This window comes from Cognataquiflexum aquatile (genome assembly GCF_003316845.1).
In the GTDB taxonomy this organism is placed as follows: domain Bacteria; phylum Bacteroidota; class Bacteroidia; order Cytophagales; family Cyclobacteriaceae; genus Cognataquiflexum; species Cognataquiflexum aquatile.
Genome location: NZ_QMIK01000004.1, coordinates 707146 through 733106 on the forward strand (window position 1 = coordinate 707146; position 25961 = coordinate 733106).

General features: G+C 42.6%; 26 protein-coding genes and 1 tRNA gene. 10 read left to right on the forward strand and 17 right to left on the reverse strand.

Features of this window, described 5'->3' with window-relative positions; genetic code table 11:
• Positions 1 to 117: 117 nt before the first annotated feature.
• The 6 genes from DQW11_RS14535 to trhA form a co-directional block, all read right to left on the reverse strand.
• Positions 118 to 3360: a S41 family peptidase gene (locus tag DQW11_RS14535; protein WP_113924778.1), complete on the reverse strand. Its 3243-nt coding sequence runs from the start codon at positions 3358 to 3360 to the stop codon at positions 118 to 120.
• 78 nt (positions 3361 to 3438) lie between these two features.
• Positions 3439 to 6600: an AsmA family protein gene (locus DQW11_RS14540; RefSeq protein WP_113924779.1), complete on the reverse strand. Its 3162-nt coding sequence runs from the start codon at positions 6598 to 6600 to the stop codon at positions 3439 to 3441.
• 16 nt (positions 6601 to 6616) lie between these two features.
• A complete protein-coding gene (locus DQW11_RS14545; protein WP_113924780.1) occupies positions 6617 to 7189 on the reverse strand; it encodes a peptidylprolyl isomerase in 573 nt (190 codons plus the stop codon).
• A gap of 454 nt (positions 7190 to 7643) precedes the next feature.
• Complete coding sequence (locus DQW11_RS14550) at positions 7644 to 8777, reverse strand: 1-acyl-sn-glycerol-3-phosphate acyltransferase (RefSeq protein ID WP_113924781.1); 1134 nt, start codon at positions 8775 to 8777, stop codon at positions 7644 to 7646.
• Between the two features lie 124 nt (positions 8778 to 8901).
• Positions 8902 to 8974 (reverse strand) — tRNA-Gln (locus tag DQW11_RS14555).
• Positions 8975 to 9104: 130 nt separating this feature from the next.
• Positions 9105 to 9749: a PAQR family membrane homeostasis protein TrhA gene (gene trhA, locus DQW11_RS14560; RefSeq protein ID WP_113924782.1), complete on the reverse strand. Its 645-nt coding sequence runs from the start codon at positions 9747 to 9749 to the stop codon at positions 9105 to 9107.
• A 191-nt stretch (positions 9750 to 9940) separates the two neighbouring features.
• On the opposite strand from trhA, the gene DQW11_RS14565 reads away from it, so the two are divergent.
• Entirely contained in the window at positions 9941 to 10189 is a 249-nt protein-coding gene (locus DQW11_RS14565; RefSeq protein WP_113924783.1) for a hypothetical protein, read from the forward strand.
• A 67-nt stretch (positions 10190 to 10256) separates the two neighbouring features.
• Here DQW11_RS14565 and rplI read toward each other — a convergent pair whose 3' ends face one another.
• The 4 genes from rplI to DQW11_RS14585 form a co-directional block, all read right to left on the reverse strand.
• On the reverse strand, positions 10257 to 10700 hold the full coding sequence (gene rplI, locus DQW11_RS14570; RefSeq protein ID WP_113924784.1) for a 50S ribosomal protein L9: 444 nt from the start codon (positions 10698 to 10700) through the stop codon (positions 10257 to 10259).
• Positions 10701 to 10736: 36 nt separating this feature from the next.
• Positions 10737 to 10988 (reverse strand): 30S ribosomal protein S18, encoded by a 252-nt coding sequence (gene rpsR, locus DQW11_RS14575; protein ID WP_113924785.1) that lies wholly within the window; start codon positions 10986 to 10988, stop codon positions 10737 to 10739.
• Positions 10985 to 11356 carry a 30S ribosomal protein S6 gene (rpsF, locus tag DQW11_RS14580; RefSeq protein ID WP_113924941.1) on the reverse strand — a complete coding sequence of 124 codons (372 nt, stop codon included), beginning with the start codon at positions 11354 to 11356 and terminating at the stop codon, positions 10985 to 10987. The genes rpsR and rpsF overlap by 4 nt, the downstream gene beginning before the upstream one ends.
• A gap of 91 nt (positions 11357 to 11447) precedes the next feature.
• On the reverse strand, positions 11448 to 12362 hold the full coding sequence (locus DQW11_RS14585) for a coiled-coil domain-containing protein (protein WP_113924786.1): 915 nt from the start codon (positions 12360 to 12362) through the stop codon (positions 11448 to 11450).
• A 40-nt stretch (positions 12363 to 12402) separates the two neighbouring features.
• On the opposite strand from DQW11_RS14585, the gene DQW11_RS14590 reads away from it, so the two are divergent.
• On the forward strand, positions 12403 to 12999 hold the full coding sequence (locus DQW11_RS14590) for a methyltransferase (protein WP_113924787.1): 597 nt from the start codon (positions 12403 to 12405) through the stop codon (positions 12997 to 12999).
• Here the strand turns inward: DQW11_RS14590 and DQW11_RS14595 are convergent.
• Entirely contained in the window at positions 12988 to 13767 is a 780-nt protein-coding gene (locus DQW11_RS14595) for an O-methyltransferase (protein WP_113924788.1), read from the reverse strand. The two genes, DQW11_RS14590 and DQW11_RS14595, sit on opposite strands and share 12 nt — an antisense overlap.
• Positions 13768 to 13769: 2 nt before the next feature.
• A complete protein-coding gene (apaG, locus tag DQW11_RS14600) occupies positions 13770 to 14156 on the reverse strand; it encodes a Co2+/Mg2+ efflux protein ApaG (protein WP_113924789.1) in 387 nt (128 codons plus the stop codon).
• A gap of 77 nt (positions 14157 to 14233) precedes the next feature.
• On the opposite strand from apaG, the gene ung reads away from it, so the two are divergent.
• Positions 14234 to 14896, forward strand: coding sequence for a uracil-DNA glycosylase (ung, locus tag DQW11_RS14605; RefSeq protein ID WP_113924790.1), 663 nt, complete (start codon positions 14234 to 14236; stop codon positions 14894 to 14896).
• A 75-nt stretch (positions 14897 to 14971) separates the two neighbouring features.
• On the opposite strand, the gene DQW11_RS14610 is transcribed toward ung, so the two are convergent.
• Together DQW11_RS14610 and DQW11_RS14615 are read right to left on the reverse strand one after the other, a co-directional pair.
• The gene (locus DQW11_RS14610) at positions 14972 to 15889 is read right to left on the reverse strand and encodes an SMP-30/gluconolactonase/LRE family protein (RefSeq protein WP_232826755.1); all 918 of its coding nucleotides are present in this window, start codon (positions 15887 to 15889) and stop codon (positions 14972 to 14974) included.
• An 8-nt stretch (positions 15890 to 15897) separates the two neighbouring features.
• A complete protein-coding gene (locus DQW11_RS14615; protein WP_113924791.1) occupies positions 15898 to 16854 on the reverse strand; it encodes an endonuclease/exonuclease/phosphatase family protein in 957 nt (318 codons plus the stop codon).
• Positions 16855 to 16936: 82 nt separating this feature from the next.
• Between DQW11_RS14615 and DQW11_RS14620 the strand changes: the two genes are divergently transcribed.
• A complete protein-coding gene (locus tag DQW11_RS14620) occupies positions 16937 to 18493 on the forward strand; it encodes an AbgT family transporter (RefSeq protein ID WP_113924792.1) in 1557 nt (518 codons plus the stop codon).
• 203 nt (positions 18494 to 18696) lie between these two features.
• On the opposite strand, the gene DQW11_RS14625 is transcribed toward DQW11_RS14620, so the two are convergent.
• Positions 18697 to 19395 (reverse strand): AAA family ATPase, encoded by a 699-nt coding sequence (locus DQW11_RS14625; RefSeq protein ID WP_198669910.1) that lies wholly within the window; start codon positions 19393 to 19395, stop codon positions 18697 to 18699.
• Positions 19328 to 19675, reverse strand: coding sequence for a hypothetical protein (locus DQW11_RS22410; protein WP_198669905.1), 348 nt, complete (start codon positions 19673 to 19675; stop codon positions 19328 to 19330). The genes DQW11_RS14625 and DQW11_RS22410 overlap by 68 nt, the downstream gene beginning before the upstream one ends.
• Positions 19676 to 19955: 280 nt before the next feature.
• Between DQW11_RS22410 and DQW11_RS14630 the strand changes: the two genes are divergently transcribed.
• Positions 19956 to 20402 carry a hypothetical protein gene (locus DQW11_RS14630; protein ID WP_113924794.1) on the forward strand — a complete coding sequence of 149 codons (447 nt, stop codon included), beginning with the start codon at positions 19956 to 19958 and terminating at the stop codon, positions 20400 to 20402.
• 900 nt (positions 20403 to 21302) lie between these two features.
• Here the strand turns inward: DQW11_RS14630 and DQW11_RS14635 are convergent.
• Positions 21303 to 22220 carry a hypothetical protein gene (locus tag DQW11_RS14635; protein WP_113924795.1) on the reverse strand — a complete coding sequence of 306 codons (918 nt, stop codon included), beginning with the start codon at positions 22218 to 22220 and terminating at the stop codon, positions 21303 to 21305.
• A gap of 48 nt (positions 22221 to 22268) precedes the next feature.
• On the opposite strand from DQW11_RS14635, the gene DQW11_RS14640 reads away from it, so the two are divergent.
• From DQW11_RS14640 to DQW11_RS14660, 5 genes are all read left to right on the forward strand, one after another.
• The gene (locus DQW11_RS14640; RefSeq protein WP_113924796.1) at positions 22269 to 23354 is read left to right on the forward strand and encodes an oxygenase MpaB family protein; all 1086 of its coding nucleotides are present in this window, start codon (positions 22269 to 22271) and stop codon (positions 23352 to 23354) included.
• A 110-nt stretch (positions 23355 to 23464) separates the two neighbouring features.
• Positions 23465 to 23770: a DUF2752 domain-containing protein gene (locus tag DQW11_RS14645; protein ID WP_113924797.1), complete on the forward strand. Its 306-nt coding sequence runs from the start codon at positions 23465 to 23467 to the stop codon at positions 23768 to 23770.
• Positions 23763 to 24158 carry a TM2 domain-containing protein gene (locus tag DQW11_RS14650; RefSeq protein ID WP_113924798.1) on the forward strand — a complete coding sequence of 132 codons (396 nt, stop codon included), beginning with the start codon at positions 23763 to 23765 and terminating at the stop codon, positions 24156 to 24158. Before DQW11_RS14645 ends, DQW11_RS14650 begins: the two co-directional genes overlap by 8 nt.
• A complete protein-coding gene (locus DQW11_RS14655) occupies positions 24151 to 25095 on the forward strand; it encodes a DUF4097 family beta strand repeat-containing protein (RefSeq protein WP_113924799.1) in 945 nt (314 codons plus the stop codon). Before DQW11_RS14650 ends, DQW11_RS14655 begins: the two co-directional genes overlap by 8 nt.
• Positions 25096 to 25199: 104 nt before the next feature.
• A complete protein-coding gene (locus DQW11_RS14660) occupies positions 25200 to 25496 on the forward strand; it encodes a hypothetical protein (RefSeq protein WP_113924800.1) in 297 nt (98 codons plus the stop codon).
• Positions 25497 to 25961 lie beyond the last annotated feature (465 nt).

Here is a 25961-nt window from a genome sequence, read left to right on the forward strand (position 1 = left end):
TTAGGATAAATACATCTGTTTTATATTTTCAATGGGTTTAATAATTCAAAAGGTTTTTCAGCAGGCTTTTGACTGTGATTCAATGAAATTCGCTTTAAATTTCCCCGGCTTTAAGGGTTAATTTTTCTTTTGTGGCCTTGCATATCTAATTGGCGCTTTGGGTTCAGGTTTCAATTCTACACCTTCTGTTTCCAGGAGTTTCAAAGCTTCTTTCACAGCCCTTTCAAGTTGGGGATCCTTTCCTTGGATGACTTCCTTGGGCGATTGCTCGACAGCGATGTCAGGCGAAATCCCCACACCTTCTACAGCCCATTCTCCATTGACATCATAAAAACCACCCCTTGGTGCAACCATCCTGCCACCATCTATGAAGGGAGGTGTGTCCCATGTTCCGACCAATCCGCCCCAAGTTTTGGTTCCGATGAGTGGTCCTATTTTCATTTTGTGGAAAAGATAGGGGAGAAGGTCTCCGCCCGAACCTGCCCTTTCATTGATCAGCATTACTTTTGGACCCCAAATCCCTGCCATAGGAGTAGTAAATGGTCTTCTGTCCCCAGCACGGCTGTTGAAATACCCGTGAAGTTCGCGGGCCATGATGTCCACCATGTAGTCGGCCGCTGAACCTCCGCCATTGTTCCTTTCGTCAATTACGGCTCCTTTTTTATCCTGTTGGGAAAAATAATAGCGGTTGAAATAGGTGTAGCCGGGGTTTCCTGTATTGGGTACGTACACATAGGCCAATTTCCCGCCTGACAATTCATCCACTTTTCTCCTGTTACTTTCCACCCAATTCATCATCCTCAATTGGTTTTCATTTTCAATAGGGACAACGGTGATCAATCTTGATCCTTCTGTACCGGGATTACTGTTTACTCTGATTTTAATTTGTCTGTTGGCAGTTCCTTCGAAATGCTTAAATAGGTTTTCCTTTGCCGTTATCTCAGTGCCATTTACTTCAAGGATATAATCTCCCTCTTTGACATCAATTCCAGGAATGGCCAACGGCGCTTTCAAGTTGGGATTCCAACTTTCGGCATTGTAGATTTTTGATATTCGATATTTTCCTTGGGAGACTTCATAGTCCGCTCCAAGCAATCCGATATTCACAGATTTGACATCAGGAAAATCACCGCCCGAGGTATAGCTATGTCCCACTGCGACTTCGCCTCCCAGAATATCCACTATATAATTCAGGTCACTCCGGTGCTTGACATGGGAAACCCATTGTTTGTACCAATTGAAAATATCATTCCAAGGCGCCCCGTGAACATTGTCTACATAAAGGAAATCCCGTTGGTATCTCCAACCTTCCCTGAAAATCTGCTCCCACTCTTCCTTGGGATTGATTTTCACCTGGAAACTGCCAATAGCCTTCAGATTACCGTCTCCGACTTTCTTTGGTCCTCCATTGGTTTCTACGATTCCCCAGTTTCCATTTGCCTGATAAAGCAATGATTTTCTGTCATGGGAAGTTGTCGAGAAATTGATTCCTGAAAGGTATAATTCTGTCTTCCTTTCTTTGAAATTGTAGCGGTGCAAAAGAAATCCTGTCTGGTTTGGAACCGATTCTGTGTAGAACAAATAGTTCTCAGGTCCTTTGACCAAACCGGTATAATCCCTTGCCGGAATGTCTACAGCAATGATTCTATTCCATAATCCTTCCTCATCAATGATTACAGGCTTGGATTCAGCTTTCTTTTCCGGTTCTTTTTTCTCAGTTTCTTTTGGTTTTTCCTCGTCGCTTTCAGGTAGGAGTGGAGACTTCCCGGATTTGTTTAAAACCGCCAGATACAGACTTCTGGTGATTGGCCTCTCGTAAGAACTCATGTCCAACCAACCTGAATTCAATCCAAAATTGGTACTGGCAAGGAAATACAGGTATTCTCCATTGGCATCCCAAACTGGGCTGATCGCATCCGCCAAACCATCTGTAACCTGGATTTTTTTACCTGATTCTACTTGGTAGGCGAATATGGCTTTGAATTGATTGTCCAAGAGTCGGGCATAAGCTACCCATTTAGAATCCGGAGACCATACAGGATTCAAGCTTCTGTTAGGATGTGCAAATCTCTCCGTGTCGGCGATTTTAGCCGTCCCTGTGGTTACGTTGACAATCCAAAGATTGTAATCGGTATCGGTGAAGGCGATGTTTTTGCCATCTGGTGCCCATTCCGGCTTGAAGTAAAATGATTTGTTGGGAAGGGAAATGGCTTTTGGCTTGCCAAGTCCTTCCTGATCTCCGATCATCAATTGGTATTCCCCTGAAGCATCTGAAAACCACGCAATCTGCTGCCCATCTGCCGACCAAACAGGTGAGCGGTCTGCTATGCCGGAAGTATTGGTCAGGTTGCGGGCATCACCTTTTTCCTTTGGAATAGTGATAATTTCTCCTCTGAATTCAAATATAGCCCTCTGACCGGTGGGTGAAAGGGAAGCATTGGTCAGGCTTCTGCCATTGACTTCCTGCCATCTTTCTCTTGCCCAATGAAAATCCCCGTTGACATTGATTGCCAATTGCTTGGAAGCCCCTGTCGCCGGATTGAGGATATGGAGATAGCCACCCTGTTCATAGACCACTTCTGATCCGTTGGAATCATGGTTTTTGATATCAAAATCTGTATGAAAGGTTTCTTGTTTTAATGTTTCTGACTTAGGGTCAAAAGACCAGATGTTATTCGCAAAATCTCTTTCTGACAAGAAAAACACCTTGTCCCCGTGCCATATGGGTTGGGTATGCCGCTCGTTGTCCGTCTGAGGAGTCAATTTGAGCGCATGGCTTTTCATGTCCACGATCCAGATAGGTTTGGCCTGACCGCCTCGGTAATTCCTCCATTCAGGATCCCAAAATGCGATTTGTTGGTAGGCAATTGATTTGCCATCGGAAGAAATCCTGCCATTTACGGCTCTTGGGATATCCAATGCTTCTTCCATACCGCCGTCTTTGGATACTTTAAAGAATTTGGATTCTTGGGTAGGCACACCGACCCTTGCCGAGTTGAAAAGGACTTCTTTGCCATCAGGGGTCCATCCTGTCACCAAATCTGCACCTGGATGCCAGGTCAGCCGCTTTGGTTCACCACCTTCAATTGGAATGACATACACATCTGTGTTGCCGTCGTATTGACCTGTAAAGGCAATGCTTTTGCCATCCGGTGATAACCTAGGTAAAGATTCCGACCCCTCATTGCTGGTCAGTCTGATGGCATCGCCGCCGGATTTACTGACTTTCCAAAGGTCGTTGGCATGGACAAAAACAATATGTTCTTGGCTGATAGTGGGCTCGCGGAGCAGTTTTGTGCCTTGGGCATTTACAAATTGGGTGGCAAATATTAAGACAAAAAGAAAAGGTATATTTTTCATGACATATTTGGGTAAGAATGATAGCTAAATCTAAATAAATGAATGGGTTTTCGGAAACCGTTCAAAAAAGGATTAGACCTATTTGTTTGACCCTGTATTTCCGGTTTCTTCGACTTGTGTTCCCGATTCATCTTCTGTTTCTTCCAATTCATCGCCTTCGGTGATTTTGCCTACTTCGATTATTGGGTTTTCAGAATTGCCGGTGATTTTGATCGGAATTCCAAAAATGCCCAATGGTGGCAAACCCAACCTGAAAGCAATGCTCATATCCCCATCCAAACTGACCTGCCCTTCGAACCTTGGTCGGAATCCTGCGATCCGCATCCTGGTCCTTTCGATAGTGATGAGGTTGTTGGCAATGCTGCTTTTGATCTGCACACCTGCCAATTCAGGATCAGCCAATTCCTTGTTTTCGGTGTCTTTGGCGATGTTGTTCATCAACTTGAAGCCTTTCAGTTTTACCTTGTCCAAGGCAAATACTCCTTCGCCTTTGATGGATGGGAGAACAGGATCCATGTTGGCATCCAATCTGCCTGATAGCTTGTAGTCCAAAGAGGCTATCCCCTGTGCATATTCAGCAGCTGTGACCATTTCTTTAAACAAGGGAATCTCGTCATAAGCCCGCTTGATATCGAAGCCTTTTGCCTTGATGCTGTAGTCAAAAACTGCCCTAAAAGGATCTGTAGGAAGGTATTTTCCTGACATCAGAACTTCAGCACCGACCAAGTTAAATCCTGTATTTTCCATTTCTAAGGCACCTTCCTTGAGCTTTAATTTACCTTTGAATTTTTCCAATCTGATTTCATCAAAAAGAATGGTATCGACTGAAGCCACCAAGCTGAAATCCACGTTGGGGGGCACCATGACCACGCCCTGAACATCACCAAGGGTATCCACAGACACCGATTCTTCCTCGGTATAAAACATGAAGTCATTGAGATTCAGCTTCGGGCTGCTGAGTGTCAGGTTGCCCTGAACCGGAGCATTTTCATCCAAATAGTAGGCAATCAGATTGTACAGGTACCCATCCGCAATAAGGTTGTTGCCGGCATATTGGGCGTGGAGTTTCTCCAAGTAGACTTTGTCTTTGTCCACGCGGATTTTACCCGAATGGATGTCAAAGGGAAGTGGGAAAAGCTCCGATCTGAGCCTGATTTTTTCCATTTCTACAGTTCCCTTGTTGTCAAGCTGTTGAAGCCTGCCTTTGATGGCATCACTTTGAAGTCCTTTGAGATTGATGTCGGTGAGGAGATAACCATCCACATCATATCCTTCTATGCCAAATGTCTGGTAGAGTCTGCCAAGGTCAATCCTTCCCTGCGATTGGACTTCATAGCGGATGTCATCGAGGTTTTCGAGGTTGGCTTTCAGAGAAAATGGATGGCCTGCAAAGGTGAATGCAATGGGCTGTAAGTCAAATTTCAAGTCAGTATAAGAACCCCTTTCACTCAGGATATTCAATACGAATGAAATGTTTTCCACTGCAAGATCTGAATAGACTGTTTTGATAAATCCTTCACACACAGAAATTTGGGAATTAATTACCGGAAAAATCTTCCTTTCTTCATCGTAGCTTCCCTTGGCATTGATGTTCAGGGCTAGGTTTCCCTTGAGGGTCATCCCGGAATCAAGGGGATAGAATTTTTCAATTTCCGAAAGATTGAAATCTGCCGTCATGGCAGCATCCACCTCCATGCCCCTAAGGTCCTTGACCTTGAAATGGCCCTTTGCCTTGTTTTCAAGTACCCCAAAATTGAAATTCTGAAGGTCTATTCCTATATTCTGAAAGATGCTGTCAGGGGAATTGACGGTAAGATTCCAGGAGATGTCCTGAATGGCTTCCGGAAGGGCTGTCCACCTGAAGTAGCCATCCTGGATAGCCGAACTAAACTTGAATTTGGGTATACTGATGATCTCTGTTTCATTGCCCCGGTATCTATTTGGCACCGGCCGGGTGATATAACTTCCATTTGCCTGCAAGGTCATTTCCATGGTTCCTCGGAGGTCATAAGGGATGATTCCCAATGCTTTGTCCAACAGGTTCAAGTCAATATTCATGGCCAAATCGCTATTTACCAAAGCCGGGTCAAGTCCATCAATGTTCAGGTGACCTTGGACAAAACCCTCACCAAGGGTCATAGAAACACTGTCCAGCGCAATAATGGTTTTGTCAACATTCAGTTCGGGGACGGTGAGGTCTAGATCGAGGTAAAGTTTTTCGATAGGGATCGATGATCCTGAGTGGCTGATATAGCCATTGTAGACAAAGAGATTCATCAATAGGTTGGGCATCTGATTCTCTTCGGGGAGATAAAGTCCCTGCAGAGAACCCCTGAGTTCGCCTTTTCCTTTGACTTGGGTATTGTCCAGCCAAGTTCCCAATTCCTCCGGAATCAAGGTTAGCATATCTTTGAAATCCGTATCGACCGATTCCAAGATGAAATTCATGTCATAGCCACCGCTTAGGAATTCAAGTTTTCCGATGAAATCTACCGGCAATTCATTGATCATCAAATGGTTTCTTTCGAAAGTCAGGGCTGTGGATTCGGTATTGATTTTGGTTTGAAGACTGGCACTGACCCTTTTTTTGGATAGGTAGGTGGTTCCTTCATAGGTAAGCTCAAAGGTCTGTATGTTGAGGTCACTGCTGAGGTCGACAATGGCATCCTGCAAATTTCCCTTTCCCGAATAATCAAAGTTTTCTGCAAGGCAAGAAAAGTCCAGGTCCGTGTCCCCATAAAAAAACCTGCTGTTTGTAAATTTGATATTGTTGATATTCAAAGCTAGGTCGGAAGGAGCTTCTTCTTTCGGAATTGTATCAGTTTCTGCCGGAAAAATATCAAAATTGGCATGTCCTTGGGTATCTCTCAGGATGTTGATTTTGGCTTGATTGAGGTAAATTCCTTTGATTTCAATTTTTTCACTGAAAACAGAAAGCACATTAATCCCCAAAGATACATCTGTAGCATACATCAAGGTATCCGGGACAAAACCTGCTGCACCACGGATAAAAACCTCATCGAGGGATACTGTCAGCGTGGGAAAATGTCTGAAAAAAGTAAGGTTGATTTCATTATAGCTAAGTTCGGTTGTCACTTGGCTTTGGAGATAGTCCTTGACTTTGGCGTTGACTTTGTCTTTGAAGAATAAAGGGAAGACCGCCATGATGACGAGGATCAGACCCAAAGCAAACCCTGCATATTTCAATATTTTGAGGGCGGCACTTTTATTCCATTTCATAATTGAGTTGCGCAGCTTAAAGGTTGGTCAATTTTTCCTGTTCAGCTTTCGACAGGTAAAGGATAGAAACTTTAAGGGTTATTGGAATCACCGGTTCGTCCTTGCTGTCTCTTTTTTGATAAACAATCTGATCGATGATGTCCATTCCTTTGATCACCTGTCCAAAAACCGTGTAGTCATTGTCCAATCTGTGTAATCCATCTTTGTTTTGGACGATGTAAAACTGGCACCTTGCTGAAAGTTTTCCCGGATTATCGTCCCTGCCTGCACCCACTGCACCATAGATGTGGGTGATACCTTTAACAAATTCCGGTTCCAAAAGGTATTCAGGATCTTTGAACCCTTCTTCCGTATCAGGACAACCGCCCTGTGCGACAAAATTGGGGATGACCCGGTTGAAAGTAAGGGAATCCCAATAGCCTGCTTTCGCAAGCTCGATAAAGCTTTGCTTGTGGTTTGGGGTTTCATCAAAAAGCCGGATATATATTTTTCCTTTAGGAGTTTCGATCAATCCTATCGGGTTCTTTTCTTGGGCAAAAGAGAATGACGATAGGATACAGGCAATAACAAGGAATATTGATTTTTTCATTTTACTTCCGATTGGTTAATGGAAAAAGGAAAAGCTTGAATGGGTTATTAAATGTACTAACAATTGAAATAAAGGAAAGAAGATTTTGAAAAGAAGATGTGGAATTGAAGAATGAATGTGTCAATGGAGGAGGGTAAGATGGTACTTCAGGTATAGGTCAGGGGTAAGTGGGGGACGGAGTATCTATAGCTTAGAGTCGGAGTTTCTATAAGGGAAGGTGGGGGGAACCATAGGGGAACTATAGCGGAGGGGTAGGGGAAAGCCATGTAAAGGGAGGGATTCGGTAAAAAATCCCTGTAGGAGACTGTTCAATTAACTGTGTCAAGGTTTGGTTTTTGAGACCGTTATGATTAAAAAAGCCCTGAAAGAAAAATCCTTCAGGGTCTTGAGGTTTACTTTGGCATTTTTTTCTTAGGAATGAGAAAATCCTGTTTGCTTTCAAACCATTAAAGATTCATTCTCTAATTTTCATTTGATTCACTACAGGATTGGCGTACATGGCAAGGAAACTCTTTACGGCAACCGGGTCATTCTGGTCAACGCCTTTTCTGAAACGCCTTTCGAATAATTCCTTTTCTTCGGAAGTATACTTATCAGCAAATTGATTTGTCCCGTGAAGAAGGTCATGGGCGATGTATTTGGTAGGCCAAAGTTTGTAACCTAGGATGATCTGACGGTCGATCAGGTCCGTCAACTCCTGGATTTGCCGGACTATTCCCGGGACTGTTTGGGAGATGTGGTCTATCTTGTCTGTCAGCACATCTCCGATGTGGATATGGATACCCCTTTTTTGTCCAATTATCCCGTTCAGCAAGGTGTTGAAGTCTTCGTTGTCTCCTTTTACATAGGCCTCAGACCTGGCTTTGGCCAATAATTCAGGCATTTTGAGGACGTCAGTCGGATCATATTCATAAGAAATGCTTACCGGAACGACATTGATTCTTTTGAAATAATCCAGGATATTTTCTCCGGGATCTGCCGCCATCCCGATCATTTTGAGTACTCCCTTGTGCGTCATGTCGTTGCCGTCTTTGGTACGGCCTTCGCGCTGTGCTATCCAAACAGACCGGTTTTCTCTGAGGAGAGACTGTCTGATAAAGGCAGAAATCGTTTTGGAACTTTCCAACAATTCCCTTGACGGGAGACCTCTTTTGATGATAAAACTCCTTGTCAACCTTGCGAGGGTCTTAAGGAAGGGTTTTTTGACCAGGTTATCGCCTATCGCAGAGGTAGTCATGCGAAGCCCGTGTTCGTATAGAGAGGCATTGAGCAGGGAGGTGTCGAGGATGATGTCCCTGTGGTTTGATATAAAAAGATAGGATGTATTTTTTTCCAGTTTTTCGAACCCGGAAGTGGTCAGTCCGCTTGAACTTTTCTCGAGGACTTTTTGAATGGCAGGATAGATAAAGTTGATCTGAAAATCCCTGATAGAATGGCAATGGAGCATCAGGGTTTTCCAATATTCGTCTTTTTCTTCCGGAAAAGTGAAATTCATAATGGCCTTGAGCATCGGGTGGCTGAGAATTTCCCGGATTGCGTCATTTACTTCTGTGTCGTAATAGGGTCTGATATCGTCGAATGCTGACATCTCAATGGGATTGATGAGGTTGCAAATAAAGTGAATTTTAGGGAAAGCGGGAAGTAAGGTTATTTGGCAAGTGAAATCAGTTTGGCTGAAAATAAAAAAAGCAGCCTTTTGAGCTGCTTTTTTGTTGGCCGACCAGGTTTCGAACCTGGACTCTTCTGAACCAAAATCAGACGTGTTGCCAGTTACACCATCGGCCAATTTTCTGCTAAAATCTCCTCTTTTTCAAAAGGTGTCACAAATGTAGGGGTACTTTCCTTTTTATGCAAGCCGGTGCAAGAAGATTTTTCGAGGATGCAATTTAAATGCTTTAATGTCAGTCCAAAAAGATTACAGGTTGTCCACCAAGATCATGTTCATGATCGCTATAAAATGTAAAATTGTCCCTGCGAGTACAAAAAGATGCCAGATGGTATGGGCAAACCGCATCCGGGGCCTGGTATAGAAAATGGTACCCAGGGTATAGCTGATTCCTCCGGCCGCTATCAGGAAAAGGGTGGGGGTGCCCAAAGTGTTCAGCAGCGGTTTGATCAAGAAAACAGCCATCCAGCCCATGCCCAAATAAAGAATCAGGGAAGCTTTTTGGAATTTATGGGTAAAGAAAATTTTGAAGACAATTCCAAATAGCGTCAGACCCCAGATAATCCCAAAGAATACCCATCCCAAAGTTCCTTTTACTGCCAGTAACAAGAAGGGAGTATAGCTACCTGCGATCAGGAAGTAGATGCCGATGTGGTCAAAGGTTCTCAGCCACGATTTGATGGGTCCTTGGGGAGATGCATGATAAAGGGTGGAAAATGTATACAACAGCAAAATGGAAGCCCCAAAAAGGCTGCAGCTGACAATATGGATGCCGGTTCCATTGAGTACAGAAAAAGTCACCAATAAAGCAATTGCAATGATGCTGAACAGTATTCCAAAACCGTGGGTGATGCTGTTGGCAAATTCCTCTTCTATTGACTGCTTTCTCTCCATACTTTGACAAGTTGTCCTAAATATAGTCACTACAATTAAAAATATGGGCTTAGCCTCTATTACGAAATCGATTGTTATTTAAATTAATGATACTAAATGGCTGATTATTTTGTATTTATAGAAAATTATATATTGTTTTGCAACGAATTTTGAAAAAAGCAATTACATTATTTAACAAAACAATTATAATCATGTCAGTAAAAATTTCTGAAAAAACCATCGTCTCCACTTTGGAAAAGCTTGAAAAATTAAACTTAGGTGAAAACCTTCATGCTGAGTTGTCTTGGTGCTGGAACAGCTTCCAATATGACAACAATCCTGTAGGTGTCATTGCCAAAAGCAAAGAAGCATTGGAATTGTTGAAAGCCAAAAGAGAAGAAAACAGCAAGGCAGTTGCCAAGAAATTGGTAGAGGATCTAGAAAAAATTGCTTTGAATTAACCAATACCCAACAAAAAAGGCTTTCTAAATGAAAGCCTTTTTTATTTAAGATATTTTTTGATGTTGCTTACTCAGCTACCACCACAAAGTTAACCTTGCATTTGACTTCTCTGTGAAGGTCGACTTCAGCCTGAAATTCTCCTGCACCATGAACAGGTACGTTGATGGAAATTTTCTTTCTGTCGATATCCACCCCTTTGGTAGCCAAAGCATCAGAAATCTGCAAAGTGGTTACTTTTCCGAAGATTTTACCTGATTCACCGATTTTTGCTTTGATTTCCAAAGTCATTTCAGCGATTTTAGCTGCCAATTCTTCAGCGGCGGTTTTGATTTTCTCTGCTTTGTGGGCAGCTTGCTTTACGTTTTCGGCAAGGATTTTTTTGTTGGAACCTGTAGCCAAAACCGCAAATCCCTGAGGAATGAGGTAATTTCTACCATAACCTGGCTTTACTTCGACCATGTCATTTTTGTATCCAAGTCCTTTTATGTCTGTTTTAAGAATAACTTCCATTGTAATACTGTTTTAAGATAAATGAACAAAGATGTACTATTTCAAACCGTCAGTTACAAAAGGCATCAATGCCAAGTGTCTTGCCTTTTTGATGGCGTTGGACACTTTTCTTTGAAACTTGGCTGAATTCCCTGTCAATCTTCTTGGAAGGATTTTCCCCTGCTCGTTGACAAACTTCAAAAGGAAGTTAGGGTCTTTGTAGTCGATATATTTGATACCGCTTTTTTTGAAACGACAGTATTTTTTTCTGTTATCGTTTCTGTTGATGGGTTCGTTTTTGAGTGTCATGCTACAGGCTCCTCCTTTGCTTCAGTTTTTTTGTTAAATTCACCTTTTCTTCTTTTGTCTCCATAAGCGATTGCGTGCTTGTCAAGAACGGTAGTAAGGAATCGAAGGATTTTTTCGTCTCTCCTGATTTCAATTTCCAATTTCTTGATGACAGACGGATCTGCTTTGTACTCGATTAAAATGTAGAAACCTGTGCTTTTTTTCTGAATAGGGTAGGCCATTTTTTTAAGACCCCAATTCTCAACATTAATGATTTCTGCTCCCTCAGTTTTTAGCAAGCTAACAAACTTGTCTACGGTATCCTTCATCTGAACTTCAGACAAAACGGGAGTAAGTATGAATACCGTTTCATAATTTTTTTGGAACATGATTTTTTTATTTAAGCTTATTTTTGATAAACAGACCGCAAAAGTAGCAGTTTGTCCTGTTGATTCCAAATATAAGCTACAAAATACCGTATTATTTCACTTCAAATGTCTTGCTTCCAATCTGATATCCATCAGAATAAATTCTGACCTCATATACTCCGGGGTTGTATTTGGTCCCTTTTTCATAGAAGTAGGTCAGAGTCTGCTTGGAATTGTCAAAGATGATGTCTTGGTGTACCGTATAGAATTCTTCTCTTCCATCGATGGAGAATGTTCCTGAGCCTTTGGCAACATCAAATATTGGCTGGTTGTTGGGAGCCATGATCTGCACATAAATGTCACGGGTACCTTTTTCAGCAACTTTATTGTCGGCTAGGTTGAAAGTCACCCGCAGTTTTTCCAATTGTCTGTTTTTGAATCCGTCTTCTCTTTCTTTACCGCGGGAATTGACGGCGGCGATGGTGATGTTTTCTGCCCGCAATCTTGCGGCGATGTTTACCTTTTCCTGGAGTTCTTTTTGCTTGACATTCAATTGGGCGACTTCCTCCTGAATTTGGGATTGGGTAGTTTTCAAGTCTTTGTTTTCAGTAGACAGCTGCTCGTTGACTTCCCTCAGCCTGATGATTTCCTGGTCTTTTTCTTCGATGGTTTTGGAAAAAGAAGCAATCCTTTGGTTCAGGGCTGCGATTTCATCTGAAGATCTCTTTCTATCCAAGCTCCTTTCACGTGTAAGTTGTTCTTTGATTTCTTCCAAAGCAGCGATATCGCCACCAAGTTTTGTAATTTCCTGGATCCTGAGATCAAGCTGGTAATTCATAGAATCGATCCTCCTGTTGAGCTCGTTGTTTTCTTCTGAAAGCATCAGGATCTCTTCGGATTTTCTTGTTTTGTCAAGATGGTCGGTGTAGAGTTTGATTCCGCTGGCAATGATGAGGATCAATAAGACAATGATCAGGATGTTTTTTCCATTGTCATTTTTGGTGTTTTTTTGTGGAGTAGTTTCCATAGATGAATAAATTGTAGAAATATTAAAATTAATGAATTTTATGTCAAATATCCTTGGGGAAGATTATTGGACTTTGAGATATCAACACAATTCCATTGGTTGGGATGTAGGTGAAGTTACGAAACCAATTAAGCAATATTTAGACCAAATTGATAATTTTTGGTTAAAACTACTTATTCCAGGTGCAGGAAATGGCTATGAGGCCCAATACGCGCTTGAAAAGGGGTTTTTAAACACTAATATCTTAGATATTTCGTCCTATCCTTTGGAGAAATTTCAACTAAAGCACGGTGGTTTTCCCAAAAGCCAAATCCACCATGCCGATTTTTTTGACCATTCGGGTCAGTATGACCTGATCTTGGAACAGACATTTTTTTGCGCCCTGCAGCCTTCACTCCGGCCTGAATATGTGAAAAAGATGAGCGCATTGCTAAAGCCTGGAGGAAAATTGGTCGGACTGCTGTTTGACCGACAATTTGAGAATCAGGGTCCCCCATTTGGAGGGGATGGGAAGGAATACAGGGCATTGTTTGAACATGAATTCAATATAATCCGAATGGAGGCATGTTATAACTCCATTCCGCCAAGGCAAGGGCAGGAATTGTTTTTCATTTTGCAGAAAAAATCAATAGTGTAGAATATAGTGGGATTTGGTGAGGGTTTTGTCAAAAAACAAAATGCCGCATTCATAAAAATCCAAGCTGATGACCACGTGAGGATGGGATTTTATTTTTTCCCAAGCTTGGTTCATTTCTTTTGACCAATGGATATCTGCAATGGCGAGGATGCTGCTTTCTTTGATTTTTGGCAGCAACAATTCAAAATAATCGACGGTAGCCCGGTAAGTATGGTTGGCATCCAAAAGTGCGAAATCTACAGGATGGTTTTTTTCTAATATGTACGGAAGAGAATTTTTCAGATTGCCCAATACATAATGTGTGTTTTGGGGTTTTTGGAATTCCTGGGCCTTTTGCCAAAGCGCAACCGAACCTTCAAAAGTAAATAAAGTGCCTTTGGTAGCTTTGGCCAAATAGCGGGTATTGACCCCGACGCATGTTCCCAATTCAAAAACGTTCTGGGCGGGAGTTTTGGAACAAAAAAATTGATAAAGCTGTGAAAATTTGCGGGTGCTGGTACTGTATCTGGTGACTGAAGAAATCTTTCTTGTAGATGAAGTCAATTTTTTGGAACCGGCTCCAAAATCCTCGATTTCACAGGTTTCATGGTTGGCAAGAAGGACTTTTCTGAATTCCTCAAACTCGAGGTCTTCATTTTTTGACTGTTGGAGATGGCCCAAGAGGCCGTTGTAAATATCAAAAACAAAAGGCGACTGAATCGCAAACTGGTCTTCTTTGACCAGCCAATAACGCAAAAAGGAGAGGAATGGATATAACTGCTGCTTCAAGTTTAATTGTCGAAGATATCCGCAATCAACTGAAATTCAGGAATTTTTACTTCAAGAACTTTTCCGTCAAACAACTTTTCCATATAAAAAGAACCCCTCATTTTTCCCAAGCCTGATTTTAGGTTACAGCCCGACACATATTCATGTACGTACCCCGGCTCAAGGATAGGCTGTTGCCCGACTACTCCGTCACCCTGAACAGTTTTGGCAGCATCACCGGCATCGAAAATCTCCCATTTTCTCCGCATCAGCTGTATGGTATGCGGACTGTTGTTTTCTATATTTACTTTGTAGGTAAATACATAATGATGTTGGTGGGGACTTGAAAATTCTGCCTGATAGGTGACTTCAACAGTGACTTTAATTCCTTGGGTAACAGCTGTAACCATTTGTTTTTTTTTATTGGGATTTAAAAATTCGAAAACTTTGCCTTAATTCCAAATTATCTTATTAATACGATACAAAAATGGATGTAAAAATTGAAACGGGGTGGAAAAATCTTCTTGAGGAGGAATTTTCAAAACCATATTTCATTGATCTGGCAGGATTTGTAAAATCAGAATACCAGAACGAGGTGATATATCCTAAAGGTAAAGAGATTTTCAATGCCTTTGACCATTGTCCTATAGAGAAACTGAAAGTAGTCATCCTTGGTCAAGATCCCTATCATGGACCGGGTCAGGCGCATGGGCTTTCATTTTCTGTGAGAGAAGGTATTCCATTTCCTCCCAGCTTGCTCAATATTTTCAAAGAAATCAACCGGGATCTTGGTCAATCTATGCCTCCCCATGGTGACCTGACCAAATGGGCCGATCAGGGCGTCTTGCTGTTGAATGCCACCCTTACGGTACGTGCCCATCAGGCAGGATCTCACCAAAACAAAGGTTGGGAGCTTTTCACAGATGCTGTGATCAGGAAAATTGTTGCTAGCAGGCAGAATATCGTCTTTATGCTTTGGGGGGCTTATGCCCAAAAGAAAGCGGCATTTATTGATGAAGACAAGCATCTCAAACTCCATGCACCCCATCCAAGTCCGCTTTCGGCACACAGGGGTTTTTTGGGATGCGGCCATTTTTCCAAAGCCAATGCTTACCTTAAGGGAATGGGTATAGGGGAGATTATGTGGTAGTAGTCCACAGTCCACAGTCGACAGTCGACCGTGGACTGTGGTCAAATTCAGGGGTTTTCCAATTTTTAATCCCTTTTACCAAACACCTCTCACCTTCATGTCGAGGGTATATACTTTATCGGTGGCGGTAATGAACAGGGTATTGCGCTCAGTTCCACCAAAAACCACATTGGCGGTCCATCTCTCAGGAAGGGGGATGTAGGCAATCTGCTCACCTTTTGGGTTGAAAACAGTGACACCTTTTCCTGTGAGGTAGACATTTCCTTTGTTGTCGATGGTCATTCCATCTGATCCCATTTCACAGAATAACTTCCTGTTTTTTAGGTAGCCATCCTCTTCGATTTCATAGACGTAGGTTTTGTTGTCACCAATATCGGCCACATACAATTTTTTGCCGTCGGGTGTTCCGACCAGGCCATTTGGTTTGACAAGATTTTCGTCTACCCTAAAAAACTGAACCCTGTCCGGCGCCAAATAGTAAAGATGCTCGCCATCCTGCTCCATTTCCTGACTTCTTCCGGTCCACCAAGGTCTTTTGTACAAAGGGTCGGTGAGGTACAGGCCTCCATTTGGAGCAATCCAGACATCATTTGGTCCATTCAGTTTTTTCCCTTTGAAGTTTTCGATCAGGACTTTTGCATTCCCTTTGTCATCTATGGCGATCAGTTGGTTTTCCTGGTCCGCACAGGAAATCAAAATGTCTCTTCTATCAAAATACATCCCATTGGACCTTTTGGTACCTTCTTTGAAAAGAGTCACTTCATTTCTTGTCGCTGACCATTTGTAAATTTTGTCATTGGGTTGGTCTGTAAAATAGACATCACCTGTGCGGTGTACTGCCGGTCCTTCCGTAAAGCTGTAGCCTTCACCTACTTTGACCAATTCTGCGTTTTTGGCAACGACACTTCCTCTGTCAAATTCTTGGGATTGGGCGTTGCTCATGAAAATGACAGCTAGGATTGCAGTGAAGAAGTATTTTTTTGAGGTTATCATAGGGTTGTTTATTGGGTAATAAATTCAGTCCAAAGTGGAAAATGATCAGAAAGGCGGAAAGATAATTGAGAAATTGTATAGTTCCTATCCTTGAGTACATGGTCGCGAAAATCCACTATCCCTCCCTGCACATACTTCAGGTTGATGTTGTTTTCAAACCACGCCACTTGGTCGTAGAATGTATTGGTTTTTTTGAAAACGGTCCTGTCCTGTTCCTGAAGGTCATTGGGGATAAAAAGTCCGGTAGAAATGAAAGCATCAAAGGTCGGATCTCCCTTTCGCATCAGGTTAAAATCCCCCAAAGTCAGCAGGCTATGGTTCCAAGAGGCCATCTCTTTGGACCAATCCAAAATCCAGTCGGCAATGGCTTGGATCTCCCCAACCCGATCTTTTGATTTTGAACCAAAGAGGACATGGAGGGTCAATAACACAAAAGTACTTTTGCCGGCCTTGAAACTCACCCCATATGGAGTCCTCGCAAATTGGCGCTTCAGGGCATCGGTATGGATTTCCTTGTTTTTCTCCAAAACCTCATCGGGAATGACGATCTCGCAGGCAAGTCCGGACAATTTTACTTTCCTGGTATCAAAGATAAAGGCAAGCCTTTCATTGTTTCCCTTTGATCCTGCGGTGACATCGGTCATCAAAAAACTCCAGTCTGAACCCAACAGGTGCATGGTTTCCCTTAATCCTTTGAAGTTTCCCCGCACTTCCTGAACCGCAATGATGTCAAATCTTTTGATGATCTCGACAATACAAAGCAGGGCATGGGCATCTCTTTTTGGGGAGTCATTTTCCTCGGATTGCCATTTCATGGTGATATCGCCAAACATCCGGATATTCCATGTGCAGATCAGGACGTTCTTGTCCAGTTTTTTGGCAGGGATGGTATAGTCCAAAAATCCGCGGAAAGCATCCAATTCGTCTTGTATTTCTTTTGGAGGGGAAAATAGATTGATTGACATCTTAAAACAGAGAAAGAGGGAGAAGAATGATATGAAAATTGCAAAAGCTTACTATTTTTATCAAAACCCAATTTAATTGTTTATGACCAATATTGAGAAAAAACCCAAAACCTTTTTGGACAGATTTTTGGATTTTATTGAAAAAGCAGGAAACAAGCTTCCCGATCCTGCAATTCTTTTTTTGATCCTGATGCTGTTTACCTGGGTGCTTTCCGCCTTGCTATCACCGATTGACTTTGGCGCTGTAGACCCGAGAAGCGGGGGAGAGCTACGAATACAAAACCTCCTTACCGGAACGCAGTTTGCGGCTTTCTTTGCGAATATGACCGGCGTATTTATCAATTTTCCTCCTTTGGGAGTGGTGTTGCTGGCGATGTTAGGAGTAGGGGTGGCTGAACATTCCGGATTTATCAATGCGGGTTTGAAATTTTTATTGGGAGTCACACCCAAAATGTTGCTTACACCGATTTTGGTTTTGGTGGCCATTATCAGCCATACTGCCGCAGATGCGGGGTATGTATTGGTGATTCCGCTGGGGGGCGTGATTTTCTATGCAGCCGGAAGACATCCACTTGCAGGCATTGCGGCGGCTTTTGCGGGAGTTTCCGGAGGATTCAGCGCCAATTTTATTCCTTCGAGCATTGATCCGCTGATACAGAGTTTTACCCAATCCGCAGCACAGATCATCGATCCGGAGATTGTGCTTAATCCGTTGAACAATATCTTTTTTACAGGCCTTTCAAGTCTTGTGGTCATCGCGGTTGTCTGGTTCCTGACTGACCGGGTGGTAGAACCACGGTTGAACAAGAATGTAATCGTAGATAATAATCTACATGACATTCCAAAGATAGAAGTCCTGAACAACAGGGAAAAAAGCGCATTTTGGCTAGCATTTGGTATCATGTTTCTGTGTGTTATTGGCTTGTTTTTTTGGGCTTATCCACAGGACTCGGCATTGAGGGATGCCACAGGTGAGATTACCTCAAGGGATGCGCCGCTGATGAAATCCATTGTGCCTTTGATTTTTATATTATTCTGGATTCCCGGATTGCTCTATGGTTTTGCGGCAGGGACATACAAGAATATGAAAGATATGGTCGCTTCCATGAGCAAAGCCATGGGAAGTATGGCGTACTATATCGTGATGGCTTTTTTCTGTGCCTTGTTTATTGATGCTTTTGGCAAATCCAATATCGGGGCACTGACGGCTTTGAAAGGTGCCAATTTCCTTCAGTCATTGAATCTGCCTTCCCAAATTACCATCGTAGGCATTGTGATTTTGACATCCTTGGTCAATTTATTGGTAGGGTCGGCTTCTGCGAAGTGGGCCTTGATCAGTCCTATATTTGTGCCGATGTTGATGCAGCTGGGTATATCCCCTGATTTGACGCAGGCAGCTTACCGTGTTGGGGATTCGGTTTCCAATATCATTACCCCTTTGCTGCCGTATTTTCCACTGATTGTGGTATTCTGTCAGCGGTATGTCAAGTCCACCGGGATCGGAACCCTCGTTTCAATGATGATTCCTTACTCCCTTATGCTATTGGTAACCTGGACTTTGTTCTTGCTGATTTATTGGACATTGGGGATTCCACTCGGGCTGCAAAGTACCTATGAGTATGTGATGACGGTTCCGTGATTTATTGGGGATAAAAAGGATTGAAGGCAGTTGCTGACTTCTTAGGCTAATTCTTTATCAAATCCGATATTTATTGATATTGGATATTTATTGATATGGGTATCCGCCATGTTGCACTTTGGGCTTATAGGTGACTTTATCGGATGCGGATACTTAATTTGAGTTTGGGAAAATTGTACCCACTGAAAATAAAAAAATGGCTTCTACAAATACCTCAAAAATGCCTCAGGGTTGTTGAGGAAGTTTTTCAGAATGGTAAAATGCTCGGTGTCTTCGTAATTGACCTTTTGGATATTTTCCGAAAACTGATAAATCGTCGAATTGGGTAAAGTCATCAAAATAGGAGAGTGGGTGGCGATGATGAACTGGCAACCGTGGTTTTCTGAGAGATTTTTGATCAATGAGAAAAGGGCCAACTGCCGCTGTGGCGAGAGCGCCGCTTCCGGTTCGTCGATCAGATAGATTCCTTCTGCCTGTAACCTTCCCTGCAATACTTTCAAAAATCCCTCTCCGTGGGAGACTTCTGTCAGGTCCCCGTACTTGCGAAGCAAAGCTTCCTTTTGACCATGGACCGCGCCGACGGCCAACTTCAAGCCTGTGCCGCTCAATTGCTTTTCAAAATCCACAATGTCTCCTTTGAATTCTTGGTCGATATTCCTGAGACGCTTTACAAATCCAAAATAGTCCTCCGCCCTAAAGAAAAACCCCCGATAAGCCTTCTTCTTCCAAGAAGTTATGATGGCTTCACCGAATGCTTTTACTCCTTCCAAAGTTTCATCCCTTTCCAAATCATTGCTTCCGATGGCAGGAAGGTTAAGCTTGATTGCCAATGCTTTAAGCAGGGTAGATTTGCCTGAACCATTCTCCCCGACAAAAACTGTGATAGGGGTAGTAAATGACATGGAACCTAACTCCCTGAATGCCGGTAAGGTAAAAGGGAAGTGGGTTTGCGGTCCTGAAGGAAGGTGGATTTGGCTGAGGTAGTACATTGTTTAGGAGGATTCTTGTGACTACGAGGATGGTTTTTTCTTTGTTGTAGGTGTTGTATTTGTTGTAGTGGTTGTAATTGTTGTACTGGTTGTAATTGTTGTCTGCTTCGCGTTGTCGAGTTATCCGCTTCGCGTTGTCGAGTTGTCTGCTTCGCGTTGTCGGGTTATCAGCTTCGCGTTGTCGGGTTTTCATTGTTTTAGAGGAATCAGTCTTGCATCTTGTGTCTTATTTAGACAAGTTACTTTTTTAACCAAAATCACCGAAGGAATCGAAGGTTTCTTTTTTTCTTTTAAAGGTGTTGGATTCTATTTTAGATGAAAATCAGTGAACATTCCAATGAAATAATAGGTGAAAGTGATTTTTAATAAAATAAAAAATCACTGTGGTTCAAATCAATTATTTAAAATTTGGAATGCCATATCCAAGTAATGCCCTCTTTCTAATTTTATCATGTAATCAAACAACATGAACCATGGGCTCCAAACTTAGAATTCTCCTCCTTTTTTTTGGATTTTATTGGATGTCCTGTACCAGGTATGAGGACTTGTCCCAGACTTACGATTTATCTCAAAACGTCTCTTTTTCGAACTTTGATACCTTGCTTGCTTTTCAGGAAGACGAGGAATACTATATCCGGTTGGTGGACAGTTCAGAGTTTTATTTTCTGGTAGACAAAAGGTCCAATCAGAGTATTTCCGGTTACATTACTTCTTCTGCGCCCACCGTGGAGTTTCCAAAAGCCAAGTATCAAGAGATTAAGTTACAACAGATAGCCCAAGCAAAAGTCAGGGTAATCGATGCGCTCAAAACCTTTGTCTTGGTGGCTTTGGTTGTCGGGATCTTGATGCTTTCAGGTGTTTGTGTTCTCATTATCCTTGCTGAACCGGGGAATGAGTCAAAAAAATACTGGCTGTTTTGAATTGCTGATGGAATATAGCTTGGTACTTGGTACTCAATTCTTTGTTCAAAAATGATTCCTCCCACTTCCCAACTTCCAACTTCCCTAAGATTTCTCCCTAAGGTCGAAATGACAAGGATAGGTATACTATGTTTTGGGCATTATTGATTAGGAGAGGCAATTTCACGGAACTTTAATCTCTGAAATCTTAATTTCGATGCCAGTTCTTTATTTATTCAACAGCTCCCAACATCCGTCATCCGTCATCCGTCAAATCCTCCCACCTCCCAACTTCCCAACCTCCAACTTCTCTAAGATTTCTCCCTCTGGTCGAAATGACTAGGATAGGTATACTATGTTTTAGGCATTATTGATTAGGAGAGGCAATTTCACAGAACTTTAGTCCCAGAAATCTTAATTTCGATGCCAATTCATTTTTTATTCAACAGCTCCCAACATCCGTCATCCGTCATCTGTCATCCGTCAAATCCTCCCACCTCCCAACTTCCAACTTCCCTAAGATTTCTCCCTCTGGTCGAAATGACAAGGATAAGAATACAATGTTTTGGGCATTATTGATTAGGAGAGGCAATTTCACGGAATTTTAATCCCGGAAATCTTAATTTCTATGCCAATTCTTTATTTATTCAACAGCTTCCAACATCCGTCATCCGTCATCAGTCATCCGTCAAATCCTCCCACTTCCCAACCTCCAACTTCTCTAAGATTTCTCCCTCTGGTCGAAATGACAAGGATAGGAATACAATGTTTTGGGCATTATTGATTAGGAGAGGCAATTTCACGGAACTTTAATCCATGAAATCTTAATTTCTATGCCAATTCTATTTTTATTCAACAGCCCCAACATTCGTCATCCGTCATCCGTCAAATCCTCCCATGTCACCTACTTCCTTCCTCCCTCTACCTTCCTCCTTCATCCTTCTTTACCCTTTCCATCACCACCACCAACTTCTTCAAATCAGGCGAATAGGCCATTCGGGTAATGTTTTGATAGCCTTCCAGGATGATGGAACCGGCTTTTTCCCAATCCGTTTGTTCCGCTTTTCTGACATACAGGTCATTTCCTTTACCCATCAGGAGAAGCTGGTTATCCAGCCAAATGAAATCCTCCGAACCGGGGAAAGTGAAACCATAATCGACATAAGCTCTTTTTTCAATATCAAATCCTTTGATGGCATAGGATTTCACTCCGTCAACTTCTTTGCTGACGTTTTTGTCGATATAGGTGATGATGCTGGTCTTTGGTCGTTTCTTCACCGAGCGACCGATGTTCTCACTGATCGTGAATAACTCGGATTTGCTGTAAGGATAGACGAGTTTATTGGGTTGGCCGAGGACAAACATAGCCGCTTTATTGTCATACCAATCGTAATAACCTACCGGTTCGATGTCGTCGTACAACAACTCCGGTTCCCCAAAATTAGTGGGATACAGCCATAGGCGCTGCTTGCCGTCCGGTTCGACGGTCACAGCCGACACATACAGGCCACAATCAGTCAGGGAAGGCGAAAATTCATTCCTGTCTGCCGTTTTGGTGAGGTTTGTAAACTTGTTTTTCTCAAAGTTGTAAATGATAATGTCGTTGTTTCCCTTTTCGTCGACTGCCGAAAAAGCCATCTGGATGTCATTGATAAAAGCAGGCTGATTGTCATACAATGGCCGGTCGGTAATCAAGGTTAAAGTATTGTAATCAAGAATCAATTTTCCACCCGATTTTTTGACATCTATGGCAATCAAGTCAAAACTGCCTTGAGCAAAAGCATTGATTGACAGTAAAATACAGAGCGAGATAAAGGATAATCGTAATTTGAGACGCATAAGCATAAGTTTTCGGAAACTAAATTACAAAATCAGGGTTAGACTAAGGTGGGAAAATTAAGTTTATATACCAATAAAAATCTGAATGTGCTCAGGTTAAGCGGTGATCGCTTGGCAGATCAGGCTGTTGGTTTTTTGGTGAACCAACCTGATTGGTGCGAAAAAATCAATTATTGGAAAGTTCTTCCCACCGTCGAAGAATCGGTTGATTTTCCGAAAGAATTGAAATCCTTTATTCAATTTTTTCATACTCAGCCTTATTTTATTTCCCCTGAAAAAATCAAAACTTCGCAGGACTTTTTTGACAAAGAAGGAAATCTCTACCTTTCCCTTTTGGGTTTTTATTCTTTGCCTTATTGCTATGCCTTTGCAGACGGTGCCCAAGTCCTGGTCCGCTCCAAAAGAATCACCGATGAAGTGGGTATGCGGCTTTCGGAGACTGCCTTGTTCCTGTTGGATTGTTTTGTTCCCGGAACCTTTATCGAAGAGAATAAGTCGTTGTTGACCATTGCGAAGGTGAGGTTGATCCATGCCTTCAGCCGGTATTTTGTTTCCAAGTACGCCAAAGACTGGAATCCGGATTGGGGATTGCCCATCAATCAGGAAGATATGATCGGTACCAACCTTGCCTTTAGCCTGTTGGTGATGCGGGGAATGGAGAAGCTCAACCGATTCCCGGGTTTGGAAACCCATGAAGCTGTTTTGCATTATTGGAAAATCATCGGCCATTATTTGGGAATTGACATAGCCTATTGGCCGGAAACAGCCAAGGAATCCTTTGAATTGGAGAAACTCATCCGCAAACGCCACGTCCGACCTTCGGAAGCCGGAAATACCTTGATCAGGTCTTTGCTCGGTTTTTATGAAAAGTCCATTCCCGATTCCGCCTTGTCTTCACTCTCCGAAACCTTGGTCGCCTATTTTGTAGGAAAGGAAGTGGCGGGTGTTTTGGGGATCAAAGAAAAAGCAAAACTCCCCAAAAGTGTCTATGCTTTGGTGTTGGATTTTAACTTTTTGAAACAAAGCGGAGGAAATCCCTCGTATCTCAAAACCAGGACCCAATTTTTGGAACAAAGTAAAAACCAATTCGGCAAAGAACTCAGGTTAAACATCCCGGTCTCCAAGCGTCCATAACCGAACACTTTTTTGTCCGTGTGCGTGTCAGGACATTTTCTGAACACGTTAATTTAGGTTAAAATCGCGCTTTTTACCTTATGGCATTCTTTTCGTACTTTCAGATTCAAATGAAAAGAATCGGTACCCTCATCCGCACATTCCCTTTGGAATTGGTCTTTTGGATCGGAGCCCTTATCGGCATCCTGTTCATTGACCCTTATGGCGCCCAACATTTCACCCTTTGCCCTTTGGAGAACCTAGGCTTCCATTGGTGTCCGGGATGTGGATTAGGGCGGGCCATGAGTCTGCTGACCAAAGGGGACATTGCAGCATCGTGGTCCATGCATCCGCTAGCCATGTTTGCCTTTGGTGCGATCGGTTACCGAATTTTCGAATTAATCAGACACTTAAAAACTACTAATCACTATGGCTAATGTATTGAGACACCTTCCGGAGCTTGAAGGTATGGAATTGGGTTACATTCAGGGAATCCTGAAAAATATGGATGACGATCAGGCAAATCTTTTTGCCCAAGTGTATCGCGCCAGAAGAAAAGACAACCAAATGGTTTTGATCCTTTGTTTGCTCGGTTTCTTCGGATTTGCCGGACTCCACCGCTTTATCCTCGGACAGATCGGATTGGGTATCCTCTACATCCTGACCCTGGGATTGTGTTTTATCGGTACCATTGTAGACTTGGTCAATTACAAAAGTCTTGCTTACGAATACAACATCAAGGTGGCACATGAGACGCTGTCCATGATGTCTAACAATACCAACTATTTCCCTAATGTCAATACCAAAACAGGCGACAATGTATAAGGGAATCAAATCAATAGGCTTGATATTGGGAAGCGGTTTTCTCCTTGCATCCTGCGGTGCACCGGAGAAAACCGTCACCCACGACTATGAAGAAACCTTCCAAGGTGTCAAAGAAATAGAACTCGAAGGACAGTACCTCGAAGTGACGTACGAGGGAAAATCAGGAGAAACGGACGTTTACCTCAACGGTTTTCTTGAAGCCGCAGAGAGTTCGGGTATAGAAATCACCTACCGCCAATCAGGTTCCAAACTCACCATCGAAGTGATTGGTGACCAGGACATAGGTTGGAACTTTGGCAATCAGACAGAGGGGTATATCAGCCTGACCGGCCCTGAAGACATCAAACTCAACTTTGTCAACGGCTCGGGTTCGATAGAAGTCCTCAATGTCGTTCACGACGTCATCGACCTGAAAGTCAACTCCGGCAGTATCAAAGCCACCGCGCTTGAAGTCGGGGTCATCAACCTCAATGCTTCCTCAGGAAGTATCAAAGGAGAAGCGCTGACCGGAAAGGTCAACACCAAGGTCAACTCCGGCAGTATTGAACTCAAGGAAGTCGTGGGAGATATCGATGCGGTCGCTTCCTCAGGAAGTCTGAAATTGGAAGATGTCAAAGGTGTCGTGGATGGCAAAGTCAACTCCGGCAGCATGAAGTTCATCAACGTCACGGAATTGGGAGACCTGACCGCCAGTTCGGGGAACATCAATGCCGAAAACTCAGGATTGGGCAGCAGGACTTCGCTTCAGGCCAACTCCGGTAGCATCAACATTCAGACATCTTCTGACCTTAAGGCCTTTAATTTTGACCTCAAAGCCAACAGCGGCAGCGTGAGGGTAGGGGAACAGGATTCTGACGACAAACTCAACCTCAACAATGGCGCCTCCAGCACCGTCACCGGAAAAGTGAGTAGTGGGAGTATTAAGATTGTGAATTGAAAGATTTGAAAATTGAAAAATTGGAAGATTTCTAAGGAAGTTTCAAGGTTTTAATGTTTCAAAGTTGAAAGGATTGAAAAATTAGAGATTCCGAAGATTTATAAATGAAGAAAAGCCATTGGCCGAAAAGGGTCAATGGTTTTTTGGTTTTAGGGGGAGGGTTATATTTCTTGGATGAAGGATCAATTTGGGGGTTTATACTCCATCTATATAACCTCATTCTTCCACAAACAAGTCCAAACCTCGGAAACCATCATCGATCTGTCCGCATCCCCTTCAGGGATATATTTTCTGCAGGCTTGGAATGGGAGGGAAGCGGTGGGAAAGATGGTAGTGGTGGAGAGGTAAGGGTAGATCGGTTAGAAGGTTATGAGGTTTCAAAGTTGGAAGGTTGGGGATGATATGAGGTTTTTCTTTCAGGTTCAAGCTGAGAAGGGTTCAATATTTACTAATAAAATATTGGAAATGATAAAAGGGTGGAATTACAAATTTCACCCAGTCCCAAAATCCAATGTTTGGCTACGCCTAAAGGGGGATTTATTTTTTGAGAAACTGGAATAGGTAGAAGATGGTTATGAAGAATGTTGTGGTGAAGAGGCAGAAGTCTAAAACTGGAAGTAGAAGATTAAAAGATTTAAGCAAGCTAATTTAACTATCATATTTCTTTATTGAAGACAAGAAATGGAGCCAAATTTTATTAATAAAGGAGTATTGGCAGCAAGACAGGTTAAAAGATACTTTAAGTTAGCAGCGATATCATAAATTGTCCTTCTCTGATTTCACAGTTACTTTCTCTATTAAACAATTTACTGTTAATGATTTTGGGTCAATTACCATATTTTTAGTATAATCCTCTTATCGCCATA